Below are 14,317 nucleotides of genomic sequence, written 5' to 3' on the forward strand. Positions count from 1 at the left end.
CCCCTCGCGCGCCACCAGCTCCTCCAGCTCCGCCGTCGCCCGGGGCGAGACGAGGTCCGGGCGCCCGCCCGCATCCACCAGCCCCGCCACCTTGCGCGCCCCCACCGCCCCGCCGCCGACGACCAGCACGCGGAGCCGGGCCACGTCCAGCATCACGGGATAGCGGGCGCTCACAGGAACCCCGCGCCGGCCGCTTCCGCCGCCCGCAGCACCACGTAGGCGGCCACGACGACGGCGAAGCCGATGACGGTGGTCAGCGCCGCGCGGCGCGCGTGGGTGGCGTTCCCCGCGCGGGCCAGCAGCGAGGCCACGAAGGCCAGCCAGGTCACTACCCCCCAGACGACTTTGGGGTTTCCCGCGTGCATGGCCGGGCCGAAGCGGTGCGACCACGCCCACCCCAGCAGCAGCGCCGCCGTGAGGGCGGGAAGCCCGGTGAGCAGCGCGCGCACCCCGATGCGGTCCAGCGTGTCCAGCGGGGGAAAGAAGCGGAACACGGCGCCGAAGCGCTTTCCCTTGAGTTGGCGGAACTGCAGCAGGTACATGAGCCCCGCCGCAAAGGCGATGGTCAGTCCCGCATACCCCACAAAGGCCAGGGTGACGTGCAGGATGAACCACGGGCCGCGGTAGGCCAGCTCCGGCCCCGTAGGCCGCAGCCCCGCGGCCTGCGCGATGGCGCCCAGCAGCGCCGCCACGGGGACGAGCACGAGACCCAGCGGCCCGCTGCGCCCCACGGCCGCAAGCAGAAACGACCCCAGCGCAATCAGCAGCGCCAGGGTGCTCAGCGACGGGGCCAGCCCCACCAGGGGCGGCTCCCGGAACGCGGTCCAGTACGAGCCCAGCGCGGTTGCGTGGGCCGCCACGCCGGCGGCCAGCGCGCCGGCCGCCACGAGCGGCGCCCGCTGCGCCGACCGGGCCAGCGACCACCCCAGCAGCGCGGCGGTTGCGGCGTACAGCACCAGGGCCAGCGTGTGCAGCCCCAGGGTCATGCTCATTCCCATCCCTCCGCAAGCAGAGGCGCCCTTCCACAGGGAAGGGCGCCGCGGGCACCACCCGGCCTGCGCACGCGCGCGGTCTGCGTCACCGCATGCGCGCCACGCGCCGCACCGCCAGCCCCGGCGCAATGCTGGGCTGGTCCAGCTCCGTCACGCGCACCGAAGCGCTGTTCCCCGTCACGCGCACCACCTGCATCCGCGCCACGTACACCTCCGGGCGGGTGCCCAGGCGCGACTGGTGGCGGGGCTCGTACGCCTCGAACACGTCGCCCACCGACACCCCCGCCTCGCGGCCCACGTCCAGGAACAGGATGCTTTCCGTGCGCTGCAGCACGCGCCCCTCGTCTTCGAACGCGATCACGCGGCCCTGCAGGTCCGGCTCGCCGCGCTGGCTGCGCGCCGTGGGCTCCAGGGGAAACCGCTCCCAGGGCACGGCGATGTCGTTGGGCTCCAGCTGCCCGTACAGCCCCACGATGACGACGGTGGCGACGCCGCCGTCCACCGCGGCCACGGTGCCCACCCCCGTGGGGCGGTACACGCGTCCTACGTTGCGCATTTCGCGGCCGGGGCGCAGAAAGCGAAGGCGGTCGCCCTCGCGCACCGACTCGTTCACCTGCACGAACACGCGGTCGTACAGGTTGATCTGCGGCGTCATGCGCACGTCGATCACCGAGCGGTACTCCGGCTCGGTGAAGCGGCCCACCGGCACCACTTCGCCGCGCCGGGCAATGAAGCCCACGCGGTAGAAGTCGCCGGCCAGCACCTCGGGGCGGTCGGCGCGGTCGCCGAACTGCACCCGCGGGCCGGTGTCGCGCGGCGTGTTGCTGCCAAAGACCGGCTCCGCGGCGGGGATGCCGTCGGGCAGCACCAGCCGTTCGGAGGGATAGATGCGCGCGGGATCCTCGACCACGTTGGTGTTGAGCCGGAAGATTTCCGGCCACAGGAACGGGTCGTTCAGATAGTTGCGCGCGATGTCCCACAGCGTCTCGCCGCGGCGCACCACGTGAACGCGCGGGTTCTGCGCGTCGTTCTGGGCGGCCAGCGGCGCGGCCGCGAGCAGCCCCGCGGCGGCGATGACGGTGGCGGTTGTTCTCACGAGTCCCCGAAGGTGGTGTGCAGGAGGCGTGGGATTCACCCGGAGCCGGGGGCCGGCGCTCGGCCGGCCCGCGGTGCGGCGCCACCCGCGGGCCGCAGCCGAAAGTGTAAGCCGCGGCACGGCGAATGGCAAGGCGAATCAGGAAAAAACGGATGGGTGTACGCGGATGCCCCGCCAGAGGCGTGCCGAATGCGCCTTCACGATCCATCCAGCAATTCCGCCGTTTTTCGGGCGTTTCCGCGTGGAGGACGCGGCTGATACAGGAGCAGGGTGGGCAATGTTTTCCGGATCTGAACCGTGTTGCCGGGTCCGGGGTCGGCGGTTCACGCGGAGGACGCGGGGGTGGCGGAGGATTGCGGGGGAACGTGCGGGAGGGTTCCGCTCCGCGGCCAGGGTCCTGTCCTGTGGATGAGGTTCCTCGTTGCCTTGTATCCGCCTGAGCCTTGCATCCTCGCTGGCGACGCGACCCCGGCAGTATCGTTTCGCGTCACGCGTGGCACTTCGGCAAGCCTCGTCTGGGCGCATGAAGCGTTGCGCGGCAACACAGGCTGGCCCATTCTTCCGGCTCGGGCACATGTCTCAGCGGTGGCGGCTTCTGGCATGACCACGCTGGACCACCCGCGGGGAATCGGGATGTTCAGCCCCGCGAACTGCTCGGCCCTTCCCCTGATACGCATCTGAACGGCACCAGACCGGAGCTTTGATGGCGAACACCGACGAAGTGAGCAGCGACCTGAGTTACGCCGACAGTCTCTGGAAAGCGGCCGATGCGTTGCGTGGACAGGTTGATGCCGCGGAATACAAGCACGTTGTTCTGGGCCTCCTCTTTCTAAAGTACATCTCCGACAGTTTCGACAGCCGCCGCGAAGAACTCCGTACTGAGCTGGAGAAAGATAGCATCCGGGGAGAGCAACTTGAGCGCTTGCTTGAGTCCCGCGACGAGTACACGGCGGAGCGGGTGTTCTGGGTGCCACCGGAGGCACGCTGGCAGAACCTGCAGAACCAGGCGGCGCGCCCGGAGATCGCCACGCTGATCGACGACGCGATCCTCGCGGTTGAGCGCGACAATCCGGACCTCAAGGGCAAGCTTCCCCGCGACTACGCACGCCGCAGCATCGAGCCGATCAAGCTCAAGCGGCTGATCGAGCTGGTTGCGGACATCGGCTTCAAGGGGAGCCGCGAAAAGGCTCGTGACATGCTGGGCCGGGTGTACGAGTACTTCCTGGGCAAGTTCGCCGCTGCCGAAGGGAAGCTGGGCGGTGAGTTCTATACGCCGCGAAGCGTGGTGCGCGTGCTGGTGGAGATGCTGGAGCCCTACCAGGGCCGCATCTACGACCCCGCCTGCGGCAGCGGCGGCATGTTTGTGCAGTCGGAGAAGTTCGTGGAGGCTCACGGCGGCCAGCGCACCGACGTGTCCATCTTCGGGCAGGAGAGCAACCCCACCACGTGGCGCCTCGCCCACATGAACCTCGCCATTCACGGCATTGAGGCGAGGCTCGGCGAGCAGCCGGCTGACACGTTCCTCCGCGACCAGCACCCCGACCTGAAGGCCGATTTCGTTCTCGCCAATCCGCCCTTCAACGTCAGCGACTGGTCTGGCCAGCTGCTGCGCGGCGACAAGCGGTGGGTGTACGGCGATCCGCCGGTGGGCAACGCCAACTACGCCTGGATTCAGCACTTCATCCACCACCTCGCGCCACCCAACGGCCGCGGCGGGGGCATGGCCGGCTTCGTGATGGCCAACGGCAGTCTGTCGAGCAACACCAGCGGTGAGGGGGAAATCCGCCGCAAGATCATCGAGGCCGACCTGGTCGACTGCATTGTCGCCCTGCCCGCGCAGTTGTTCTTCACCACGGGCATCCCTGTCTGCCTCTGGTTCCTCACCCGCGACAAGTCCGGCCGCAACATCCGACGCGGCACGCCGAACCGTCCCGGCGGACGATCAGGCGAAACGCTCTTCATCGACGCCCGCAGGCTCGGCACGATGCAGACGCGCGTGCTTCGCGTGCTCACCGGGGTCGAGCAGGCGGAGTGCGTACCTGGCACCGGCGATCCGCTGCCGGAGTCCGACATCGGGCGGATCGTGTATGCGTACCGCCAGTGGCGAGGCGAGCACGCACCCGAGTGGTGGAACAAGGCGGAGTGCGGCGCGTGGGCGTTCGCGCCGACTCCGGGCTTCGCCAACCCCGCTACGATCGGCGAGATCGCGAAGCACGGACATGTACTAACCCCTGGCCGCTACGTGGGCGCGGAGGAGCAAGAGGACGACTTGGAACCATTCAGCGAAAAATATCCACGGTTAGTGGCAGCGCTGGAGGATCACCTCGTCCAAGGAGAGCGACTTACCGGGATTGTTCGCAAGCGTCTCAGGGGACTTTATGACGAGTGACTGGCCCGAGGTCACCCTTGGGGATGTGGCTCGCGAAGTTACTGTCGGACACGTCGGACCCATGGCGTCTCGCTACGTCCATGAAGGCGTGCCGTTCCTTCGCTCCCAAAATGTCCGCCGTCTGCGTATCGATTTGACGGACGTCAAGTTCATCCCCGCTGAGTTCCACCGACAATTGTCAAAATCGCGCCTCCGCCCCGGTGATGTTGTGGTAGTGAGGACAGGCGAACCCGGTGTGTGCTCTGTCATTCCCGAGGAACTCGCTGATGCCAATTGCGCTGACTTGGTCATAATCCGACCAAGCTCACGTATTGATGCTCGTTTCCTCGCATATTACATAAACGAAGCTGCGTCTCACCATGTCGCGTCACACTTAGTCGGTGCCGTTCAACAGCATTTCAACGTTGGCGCGGCCCGGCTACTTCCGATTCGGCTCCCGAACATTGCAGAACAGGAAGCAATCGTCGGAATATTGGGTTCGCTTGATGATAAGATCGAGCAGAATCAACGGACGGGTGGCGCGATCGAGGCTTTGGCGCGGGCGACGTTCAAGGCGTGGTTCGTGGACTTCGAGCCGGTCAAGGCCAAGGCTGCGGGCGCCGCGAGCTTCCCGGGAATGCCGCATGCCGCATTTGCCGCACTTCCTGACACCCTGATCGACTCGCCGCTCGGCCCGGTGCCGGATGGCTGGGAGGTACGCTCAATCGGGGATATGGTTGCAACCCGCGGCGGCGGAACGCCTAGCACGGCGGACCAGTCATTCTGGACGGGGGGCACACTTCACTGGGCAACGCCGAAGGATTTATCCTCACTTCAGCATCCTGTCTTGTTATCCACCCAGCGACAAATCACCGACGCGGGTGCGGCCAAGATCAGTTCGGGCATTCTGCCCGTCGATACGGTGTTGCTGTCTTCGCGGGCACCTGTCGGCTATCTGGCGCTGGCGAAGGTGCCAACCGCAATAAACCAAGGTTTTATCGCGATGACATGCACCTCATCCCTCAAGCCACACTACTTGCTGCATTGGGTGCAAGCCAACATGGAAGAGATCAAGAGCCGAGCCAGCGGAACGACCTTCCCAGAGATCAGCAAGGCAGCTTTCCGGCCCATTCCGGTTGTTGTCCCGCCATCCGTGCTCATCAACGCATTCGAGGACGTGGCAAAGCCGATGTTCGATTGGATCACGCAGGCAATGACGGAATCGTCGAGTCTCGCTGTCATGCGGGACTACCTCCTGCCGCGGCTGCTTAGCGGTCGGATTCGAGTTACCGTTAGTTAAGGAGAGTCAATTGAGTGACCAGGCTGCGCCGGTGTTGGAGGGCGCTAGAGCGATCCTTGAAACCTGGCCCGAGTCAAAGACGCTCGGCGAAGCAGTCGCCCAAGTCGAAAGATTTCTCGGTGAGAAGTCTGACGCAGCAATCGATGCTTCCAAGTGCCTTCTCGAAGCTCTTTGTAAAACGATCTTGCTGGAGCGTGGTGACAAGGCGGAGGCGTTCCCAAAGCTGCAGCCTCTGTTGAAGCAAACCTGCGCTGCCCTTGGGCTAGTCGAGGCTGATGGCGGCGAAAGCGTGCGCAACATGGTGTCTGGAATGGCGACAGCGATTCAGGCACTCTCAGAGTTTCGGAACCAATTCGGCCCACTGGGCCACGGGAAAGATGCATATCACGTTGCCGCTGACGACTGGCAACGGACAATTGCGGTGCGTACAGCCGAGGCAATTTGTGTGTTGTTGCACGAGTCGTACAGGCGTCTTCCCGCCATCGATCAGCATTCTCGACGCCCATTCATGCAAGATCCGTTGATACACGATGACATGGATCACATAACGGAAGTAAGCGTAGACGAGGAGACGAACACGATCTCGATCAACGGCGTCATCCTTCGTCCGAGTCAACTTCTCTGGGACTACGACCGCATCGGATACATCGAGCAGAAACGTCTAGCAGAAGGTTCTGCTGCGGAAATCGCGGGTTTCGATATCCTCCGGCAGTACGAACCGAGTAAATGGCCCGGCCAACATATTGTGGAACAGGACAATATGGGAGATTGGGGTGGTTGGCTAAGCCAGTTTGATGGACCACTTCAAACAATGTTCGATGATGGAACGGACGAGGGGACAGCTCTCGCCGCCGGTATGGCTAGCGCCTACATCGAGGAATGCAGATCCACCGGATACCCGCTTCCATCGGAGTTTCGCGACGATATGGACGTGGCCACTGCGGAGGCCGAAGACCGCTCCGCCATCGCTGCGGAATTCAGGCTTTTCTTGCAGGCATGGAAGGCGGCATGGCGCAAGTCACGACACAGGAATTAGAGCGAGGCGCACCGTGACGTCAACAAGGCTCAGCGAGCAACGCGTCGAAGAGTTCGCGATCCGGTCTCTCACCGCTTCCGGCTCAGATGTGCGCTCCGGTGCACAGCTGGTACAGGCGGGGATGAGTCCGAATGGTGGGCTCATCAATGCGCTCGTTCAGGAAGCTCTCGGATGGCTCAATCCCCAGCTTGCGCGAGACGAGCGCGAGCAGGTGCTGCGGGTTCTCACCCGCCCGCCGCACCCCTCGCTGGTGGAGAACAACCGCTGGTTCCACGGGCTGCTGACCGATGGCGTACCGGTCGAGTACCGGGACCCCGCGACCGGCGAGACCCGCGGCGGCCGCGCCCGGCTGATCGACTTCGACGATCCGGCGAACAACCACCTCCTCATCGTCCCGCAGCTTACCACGGCCGGCGCGAACGGCAAGATCATCCGGCCGGACCTGGTGCTGTACGTCAACGGCCTGCCGCTGGTCGTCATCGAGCTGAAGGATCCCGCCAACACCTCCGCCACGCTCAACGTCGCCATCGACCAGCTCGGAAAGTATAAGGCGGTCGCGCCGGAGCTGTTCGTGCCCAACCTGCTGCTGGTCGCCAGCGACGGGCTGCTCACGCGGGTGGGGAGCATCACCAGCGGGCGGCAGCGGTTCACGCCATGGCGGCCGGCCGCGGGCGGGGAGCCCACGCTGGAGGGGCTGATCCGCGAGTTGCTGAATCCCGAGGCGCTGCTGGACTACCTGCAGTCGTGTGTGGCGTTCGAGGAAGACGAGCGAGGGAACATCGTCAAGAAGGTGGCGGGCTACCACCAGTTCCGCGCAGTGCGCAAGGCGCGGGCGAGCGTTATCGGCGCCATCAAGACGCCCGACCGCGCGGACGACGACACCGCGGGGAAGGGCGGCGTCGTCTGGCACACGCAGGGGAGCGGCAAGAGCCTGACGATGCTGATGCTGGCGGGCACGCTGGTGCGCGCGGCGGAGATGGCCAACCCGACGCTGGTGATCGTCACGGACCGCAACGACCTGGACGACCAGCTGTTCGACACCTTCGCCATGGGCCGCGCGCTGCTGCGGCAGGACCCCGTGCAGGCGGACAGCCGCGAGCACCTGCGGCAGTTGCTGGACCGTGCGAGCGGCGGCGTGGTGTTCACGACCATCCACAAGTTCACGGAGGCGCACGGCGCCATCAGCGAACGGGCGAACGTCGTGGTGATGGCCGACGAGGCGCACCGCAGCCAGTACGGCTTCGTGGAGGGCGGGGCGCGGTGGATGCGCGAGGCGCTGCCGAACGCGACCTTCGTGGGCTTCACCGGCACGCCGCTCACGGCGGGCGATAAGGTCACGCGCCACGTCTTCGGCAACTACGCCGACGTGTACGACATCCGCCAGTCGGTGGCCGACGGCGCCACGGTGCCGCTGTACTACGAGCCGCGCATCGTCAAGCTGATGATTGACGAGGCCGGCGCCCGCGACGCGGAGACAAAGCTCGCGGAGTACACCAGGCAGGACGAGAACGGCCTTGAGACGCCGGAGAACGTCCGCATCCGGCTGGAAGATCTGTACGGCACCCCCGCACGGCTGGCGCGGGTGGCGCGCTTCGTCGTGGAGCACTGGGAGCAGCGCCGCGCGGCCATGGAGGGAAAGGCGATGATCGTGACGATGAGCCGCGACATCGCCGCCCGGCTCTACGAGGAAATCCGCAAGCTCCGCCCGGAGTGGCACGACGATGAGGACGCGAAGGGCGCCATGAAGGTCGTGATGACGGGCGGCCCGGACGACCCGCAGCACATGGCGCGGCACACGCGGAGCAAAGCGCAGCGAAAGGCGCTGGCGGACCGCTTCAAGGACCCGGCCGACGACTTCCGCCTGGCGATCGTGGTGGACATGTGGCTGACGGGGTTCGACGTGCCCAGCGCCCACACGATGTACCTGGACAAGCCGCTCGCCGGGCACAACCTGATGCAGGCCATCGCCCGGGTGAACCGCGTCTACGGCGAAAAGCCCGGCGGGCTCATCGTGGACCTGATCGGGCTGGCCGACCCCCTCGCGGACGCGCTGGCGACGTACGCCAACGCGACGGGCGATGCGGACAAGCCGGTCAAGGAGCTGCAGGACGAGGCGATCCCGGCCATGCGGGCCGCGTTCGAACAGTTGCAATCGTTCTTCTACGGCTGCGACTACACGGCGGCGCTGGAGGCGGAGCCGGCCGACGTGCTGCGGCTGTACCTGCGCGCGGTCGACCACGTGCTGGACATGAGGCACACAGTCGGTGACGAGACGGGGTGGCAGCGGTTCCGCGGAATGGTCAAGCGGCTGGCCACGGCGTTCGCGCTGGCAGTTCCGCGTGAGGAGACGCGGGAGATTGCGCCGCACCTGGCGTTCTTCCAGCGCGTAGCGGCAATGATCCGGAAGCGGCTGGCCGACGAGGCGGAGTCGACCGGCGCGGCCAGCCCCGATCCGGAATCGCGCGACATCGACGCGGCCGTGCGGCAGGTGATTGGTGGGGCGGTAGGCGCGGGCGAAGTGATTGACCTGTTCGCCGCCGCCGGACTCGACGCGGCGCGATTGGACATTCTGAGCGACGAGTTCCTGGAGCGCGTGTCGGCCCTGGAACAGAAGAACCTCGCGCTCGAGACGCTGCGGAAGCTGCTCACGGACCAGATCAAGCTCAGCGAGCGAACCAACCTCGTACAGGCCCAGAAGTTCCGTGAGGCGCTGGAGAAGGCGATGCTGGGCTACACCAACAAGCAGATCAACACGGCCCAGATGATCGCGCACCTGTTGGAACTGGCCAAGTGGGTGCGCGAGGCGAAGCGCCACGGCCAGGAACTCGGCCTCAGCGACGAGGAGACCGCGTTCTACGACGCGCTTGCGGCGAACGGGTCGGCCCAGAAGGTGATGAAGTCCGAGCAGCTCCGCCTCATGGCCCGCGAGTTGGCCGAGATGGTGAAGAAGATGCCCAAGCTCGACTGGACGCAACGGGAGAGCGTGCGCGCGGACCTCCGCCGAAAGGTGCGGCGGCTGCTGGCGATGTACGGCTACCCGCCTGATCTCTCAGAAGACGCAACCCAGCTCGTGTTGAAACAGGCAGAGATGTCCACCGCGTTTGCCGTGAGAGGCGGCATGCACGATCAAGGGACTGTAAACCGTGCCCCAATCGTTGTGGTGAAATGAGATCCGAGTACCGTCAGTGGCTGCTCAGCCAGAAGTACGCTGCGAATACGGTGTCCGCCCAGGTTCATCGGGCCAGTCGCGTGGAGGAATTCCACGGCGATCTTGACGAGCACTATGCTACCGACCGAATGGAGGGCCTGATTGAGACGCTGCGCTACTCGGTCGACGATGCGCGGCGCAACCGGCCGAACCCGACAAGCATTCCGATCGAGGGGGACATCCGGAATAACTTGGCGTCATACAAGAACGCCATTGAACGCTACCGAAGCTTCCGAGACTCGGACCATGGTTTGCCGGACGAGCCCCCGGTTGCACGGGGTACAACGTCCGAAGCGGCGGAGGAAACCGGCCGGGGGCTCAGCCTTGAACGAGACATGCAGGCGGCATTGAGGGTCGCTATCGATCAACTGGAGCCTGGGTTGGTGATCATCGATGACGGTGCCGAGCGATCTGTTGATTCGGGTTTCATCGACATCACAGCGCGAGACGTGACGGACGCGATTGTAGTGATTGAACTGAAGGTGGGAGTAGCAGGCCAGCGCGCCGTAGCCCAGATACTGAGCTATATGGGAGATGTTGCGAGTGAGCAGGCCGGAACGCGGGTTCGTGGGATTCTCGTCGCCTCTGACTTCGACGCAAAAGCGAAGTCCGCAGCCCGCGTCGTTCCCGATCTCGCCTTGCGGCGGTATAGCGTCAGGTTCACGTTCGCGGATGCGCAAACCTAACGGGCGTTCCCGGCAGAGTGATCAATAACGGATGAGCGGTGTGTTGCGCTCCTACGGCAACGAGCGCCCGCTGACGCTGGACAGTACCGTCAGCAGTGGCCGTGTTACAAAAAGGCGGGGGGCCGTGTGGCCCCCCGCCTCGTTGTCTCCCGTCCAGCCGGCGCCTCCGCGTCGGCCCTGTTGATCTCGATCAGAAGGCGATCACGCCCTCGATGGCCAGGCCGTGGAACTTGCCGCCGTTGCGGATGTCCGTGGCGGCGAAGCCGTCGTACTCCTGCTGCACGTACTCGGCTTTGGTCAGCAGGTTGCGGGTCAGGAACCACCCGGCCGACACCGCCCGCCGCGTCACCGTCAGGTCCGTCTGGCCGGCGAAGTCGCCCGTCACCCGGTTGTAGCGGGCGCCCACGTACAGGGCGTCGTTGAACAGGCGGTACACCGCGTCGCCGGCGATCTGGTTCACCTCGCGGCGCTCCGCCTCCTTGGCCGACTTGCCGCTGGCCCACTCCATCACCCCGAACAGCTCCAGGCTGCCGATCTCCACGTAGGGGTTGATCTGCCGCGCCGTGATCTCGTTGGCGAACCCGGGGTTCACGCGGCCGTTGGTGAACGCCGCGCCGGCCTTGAGGCTCACCGTGTCTTCCATCACGCCCCAGTAGCGCGAGCCGGTGCGGTCGCCGCCGTACAGCGTCACCGACGGCGACGATTCGGCGCTGTACACGCTCCCGGTGAGCCGCACGCGCAGCAGGTCGCTGAACCGGCGGTCGAAGCCCACCTTGCCCAGGAACGCAGGCGACGCGTTCACCGCGCCCTCCTTGATGTCGCCCTTGTTCTCGCCCGACGTGACGCCGCCCATCACGAAGCCGCCGAACGGGGCGCGCACCATCACCTCCGCGCCGATCTCCGTGGTGAACGCATCCAGCACGTAGTTCTCGCTGAACGGGTTGCGGATGGTGTTGCCGTTGTCGCTGCGGCGAAAGTGCGCGTCGCCGTAGTTGAGTTCCATGTGGCCCGCGCGGATCGTGGTGTACTGCATGATCCGGTTGAGGACGGGCACGTTGAACGGCGAGGCGTCGATGGTGGCGTAGCCGCCCTTGACCCAGAACTCGTTGTGGTGGCGGCTGGCCATGTAGTTCTCCAGGTCCACCCGGATGCCGCGGGCCAGCTGCGCGCCGATGTTCAGGTTGGCGCTCGCCAGGTTGAAGCCGGGGCGGATGTCGCCCAGCATGGTGCCGGGCGCGGGCGCCGCGGCCGTCTCGTGGTCCAGCGCCTGCCACGTCTGCGCGAACGCGCCGCCGATCTGCAGCTGCAGCCCGGTGAACTCGCCGCTCTGCCTGGCGGGTTCGAACTCGCCGATGGCGCCCGCCGCCGGCGAGCCGACCACCACGGGGACGGGGGCCATGGCGGCGGGGGCCAGAACGCTCCCCGTCCGCCTGGGCGCGGTGGTGTCCGCCTGCGCGGCCGGCGGGTCTGCCTGCGGGGCCGCGTTCACGGCCACCTGCTCCGTCTGCGCCGCCAGCGGGGCCGCCGCCAGGACGGCCAGCGTGGAAAGCAGCGCACGGTTCAGGGTTCTCATGGTTCTGTCTCCGTAAAACCGGAGTGTGGGTGTAAAGGGAGGCGCGGCGTGCGCCCCCGGTACGTCCGGCGGACCCGGTCCGCCGTCCTGATCATCGGTTACTGGCCCAGCACCACGTCGAACCCGATGGTGACCGGCGGATGGACCCGCATCGTGCCCGCCATCAGCCGCGGCGGCTGCACCCCGAAGTCCGTCATCGTCAGCTGCTTGCTCCCCGTCACCCGCAGCGTTCCGTTCTCGCGCGCCGCCGTGCCGGTGATGGTGACTTCGCGGCTCTGGCCGGCGATGGTCAGCGGCCCGGTCATGCGCACGGCGCCCGCAGGAGTGACGGCCACGGTGGTGGCGCGAAAGCGGATGGTGGGGTTCTCGCCCGCCTTGAGCGCGTTGCGCATGTGGCCGTTCATGGTGTTGTTGCGGCAGTCCAGGCTGGCCACGGGGATGGTGATTTCGCCGCGGCTCTGCGCCACCTGGCTCAGCTCGGTCCCGGCGCCTTCCGCGGTCCCGGTGACCTGCGTGCTCTCGCAGCGGTAGCCGCGCACGGTCGAGGTCCCCGACACCCAGACGCGGCTCCCCGACTGCACGGAGAGCGGCAGGCTCGCCGCGGCCAGAAGAGCCGGGACGGCGATGATCCCGGCGAGGTACGTTCGCGTGCGCATGGCTCCGGCTCCTGTTCTCTGGTGCGCCGCCGCGCTCCGGTTCCGGTGCGGCGGGCCGGCGGATCGTAGATCTCGCCGACGTGAACCAAGCTAGGCCCGGGGCCATGCCGCGCCTGCCGGGCGGCGTTGGTGTGCGGTGACGGGAGGATGTCGCGACGCCGTGTGGGGGCGGCGACTACAGGGGGCGGGGTGGATGAACGTGCCTGCCCGGGGCGGCTGGACGCGTGCGGCGGGGCCGGGCGCCGCACGGACTCCTCCCCACACGCGAGCCTGTCTTTTCCCGTCCCGGAGGATGATGGCGAACGCGATCGTGATGGAGCCCGGGCGCGCGCACGCCGCCCGACCCCACGTTCGCGGAGCGGGACGATGTGCCCTTGCCTGGTTGATTCGATGGATCGCGCCGCGCACCGCCGCGCGGGGAGGCGGCTGTTGTACGCCGCCGTGGCCGCGGGGGTGCTGTGCGCGCTGGCGTCTCCGGTGCATGCGCAACCCCCCGTGCTTCCCTTCGCGCCGGGCGAAAGCTGCGTCTACCGGGCGAGCGGGCCGCTGGGACGGGTGGGGAGCGGCACCTTCGCCGTGCAGCGCGGCGACGGGGAGGGCGCGGGCAACTGGCTGCTGCGCTTCGACATCCGCGGGCGGGTGGGCCCGGCCGTGGTGGAGAACCACAGCCGCTCCTGGTTTGATCCGGACCGCGTGGCGTCGGTACGCTTCAGCAAGACGGAGCGCTCGCCGGTTTCGTCGTCGCGCGAGGAGGTGCGGATGGATGCGGAGTCGGGGCGCTGGACGGGCGCGGATGGCGGGCAGGGCGGCGAGATGCCCACGCGCGCGCCGCTGGACGAGCTGTCGTTCATCTACTTTCTGCGCACACTCCGCCTGGCGGATGGCGAAATGCACAGCCTGGCGCGGCACTTTGACGCCGCGCGCGGCCCGGTGCGCGTCCGCGTGGTGGGGCGCGCTCCCGTGCGGGTGCCCGCGGGCGAGTTCCGCGCGGTGCAGGTGGAAATGCGCGTGCCCGATCCGCGGCGGTACGGCGGCGAGGGCGTCATCCTGATCCACTTCAGCGACGACGCCCGCCACGTCCCCCTGCGCATCGATTCGCGCATCCCCCGCGCGGGGCACATGGTGCTCACGCTGGAGGCGCTCACCCCAGCCTGCGGCGGAACCGCCGTCGCCGCCCGCGCAAACCGCTGACACTCGCGCATCACCATCATCCCCAGCGCGGAACACGATCCGCCGCCCAGGCCCCGGGCGGCGGATCGACAACTTCGCTCTTGGCATTCGGTAGAGAGTCGTCTGCCGGTCGCGTTTCCCCCATCGTCTGAAAATCCCCCGCACGTGCGCGAATCCCTCCCGATGCCCTGCACCGCGCGTGACAGCTATCGTGGGACGAGGAGCGGCGGGT

The 14,317-nt window shown here is 67.1% G+C and carries 11 protein-coding genes; 6 read left to right on the forward strand and 5 right to left on the reverse strand.

Features of this window, described 5'->3' with window-relative positions; translation table 11 throughout:
• From VF665_RS25995 to VF665_RS13085, 3 genes are all read right to left on the reverse strand, one after another.
• Positions 1-153, reverse strand: a 153-nt coding sequence (locus tag VF665_RS25995) for an NAD(P)-dependent oxidoreductase (RefSeq protein ID WP_414678714.1), incomplete at its 3' end; no start/stop codon positions are given.
• 17 nt (positions 154-170) lie between these two features.
• Positions 171-992, reverse strand: coding sequence for a cytochrome C assembly family protein (locus VF665_RS13080; protein ID WP_331053874.1), 822 nt, complete (start codon positions 990-992; stop codon positions 171-173).
• Between the two features lie 85 nt (positions 993-1,077).
• Complete coding sequence (locus VF665_RS13085) at positions 1,078-2,088, reverse strand: LysM peptidoglycan-binding domain-containing protein (protein ID WP_331053875.1); 1,011 nt, start codon at positions 2,086-2,088, stop codon at positions 1,078-1,080.
• A gap of 703 nt (positions 2,089-2,791) precedes the next feature.
• Between VF665_RS13085 and VF665_RS13090 the strand changes: the two genes are divergently transcribed.
• The 5 genes from VF665_RS13090 (at position 2,792) to VF665_RS13110 (ending at position 10,686) form a co-directional block, all read left to right on the forward strand.
• Complete coding sequence (locus tag VF665_RS13090) at positions 2,792-4,477, forward strand: class I SAM-dependent DNA methyltransferase (protein WP_331053876.1); 1,686 nt, start codon at positions 2,792-2,794, stop codon at positions 4,475-4,477.
• 61 nt (positions 4,478-4,538) lie between these two features.
• A complete protein-coding gene (locus tag VF665_RS13095; protein ID WP_331053877.1) occupies positions 4,539-5,756 on the forward strand; it encodes a restriction endonuclease subunit S in 1,218 nt (405 codons plus the stop codon).
• Positions 5,757-5,766: 10 nt separating this feature from the next.
• A complete protein-coding gene (locus VF665_RS13100) occupies positions 5,767-6,792 on the forward strand; it encodes an abortive infection family protein (RefSeq protein ID WP_331053878.1) in 1,026 nt (341 codons plus the stop codon).
• Between the two features lie 13 nt (positions 6,793-6,805).
• Entirely contained in the window at positions 6,806-9,961 is a 3,156-nt protein-coding gene (locus VF665_RS13105; RefSeq protein WP_331053879.1) for a type I restriction endonuclease subunit R, read from the forward strand.
• The gene (locus tag VF665_RS13110) at positions 9,958-10,686 is read left to right on the forward strand and encodes an endonuclease NucS domain-containing protein (protein ID WP_331053880.1); all 729 of its coding nucleotides are present in this window, start codon (positions 9,958-9,960) and stop codon (positions 10,684-10,686) included. The genes VF665_RS13105 and VF665_RS13110 overlap by 4 nt, the downstream gene beginning before the upstream one ends.
• Before the next feature lie 190 nt (positions 10,687-10,876).
• Here VF665_RS13110 and VF665_RS13115 read toward each other — a convergent pair whose 3' ends face one another.
• Positions 10,877-12,259 (reverse strand): hypothetical protein, encoded by a 1,383-nt coding sequence (locus VF665_RS13115; RefSeq protein ID WP_331053881.1) that lies wholly within the window; start codon positions 12,257-12,259, stop codon positions 10,877-10,879.
• A gap of 98 nt (positions 12,260-12,357) precedes the next feature.
• Complete coding sequence (locus VF665_RS13120) at positions 12,358-12,915, reverse strand: YceI family protein (RefSeq protein WP_331053882.1); 558 nt, start codon at positions 12,913-12,915, stop codon at positions 12,358-12,360.
• Positions 12,916-13,305: 390 nt separating this feature from the next.
• Between VF665_RS13120 and VF665_RS13125 the strand changes: the two genes are divergently transcribed.
• Entirely contained in the window at positions 13,306-14,106 is an 801-nt protein-coding gene (locus tag VF665_RS13125) for a DUF3108 domain-containing protein (RefSeq protein WP_331053883.1), read from the forward strand.
• Positions 14,107-14,317 lie beyond the last annotated feature (211 nt).

This window comes from Longimicrobium sp., from assembly GCF_036387355.1.
Taxonomy (GTDB): domain Bacteria; phylum Gemmatimonadota; class Gemmatimonadetes; order Longimicrobiales; family Longimicrobiaceae; genus Longimicrobium.

Excerpts from the sequence above, each read along its gene's own strand:
- VF665_RS13095 (WP_331053877.1), top strand. The coding sequence starts at position 4,539 with ATGGCGTCTCGCTACGTCCATGAAGGCGTGCCGTTCCTTCGCTCCCAA.
- VF665_RS13110 (WP_331053880.1), top strand. The coding sequence starts at position 9,958 with ATGAGATCCGAGTACCGTCAGTGGCTGCTCAGCCAGAAGTACGCTGCG.
- VF665_RS13125 (WP_331053883.1), top strand. The coding sequence starts at position 13,306 with ATGGATCGCGCCGCGCACCGCCGCGCGGGGAGGCGGCTGTTGTACGCC.
- VF665_RS13115 (WP_331053881.1), bottom strand. The coding sequence starts at position 12,259 with ATGAGAACCCTGAACCGTGCGCTGCTTTCCACGCTGGCCGTCCTGGCG.
- VF665_RS13080 (WP_331053874.1), bottom strand. The coding sequence starts at position 992 with ATGAGCATGACCCTGGGGCTGCACACGCTGGCCCTGGTGCTGTACGCC.
- VF665_RS13090 (WP_331053876.1), top strand. The coding sequence starts at position 2,792 with ATGGCGAACACCGACGAAGTGAGCAGCGACCTGAGTTACGCCGACAGT.
- VF665_RS13120 (WP_331053882.1), bottom strand. The coding sequence starts at position 12,915 with ATGCGCACGCGAACGTACCTCGCCGGGATCATCGCCGTCCCGGCTCTT.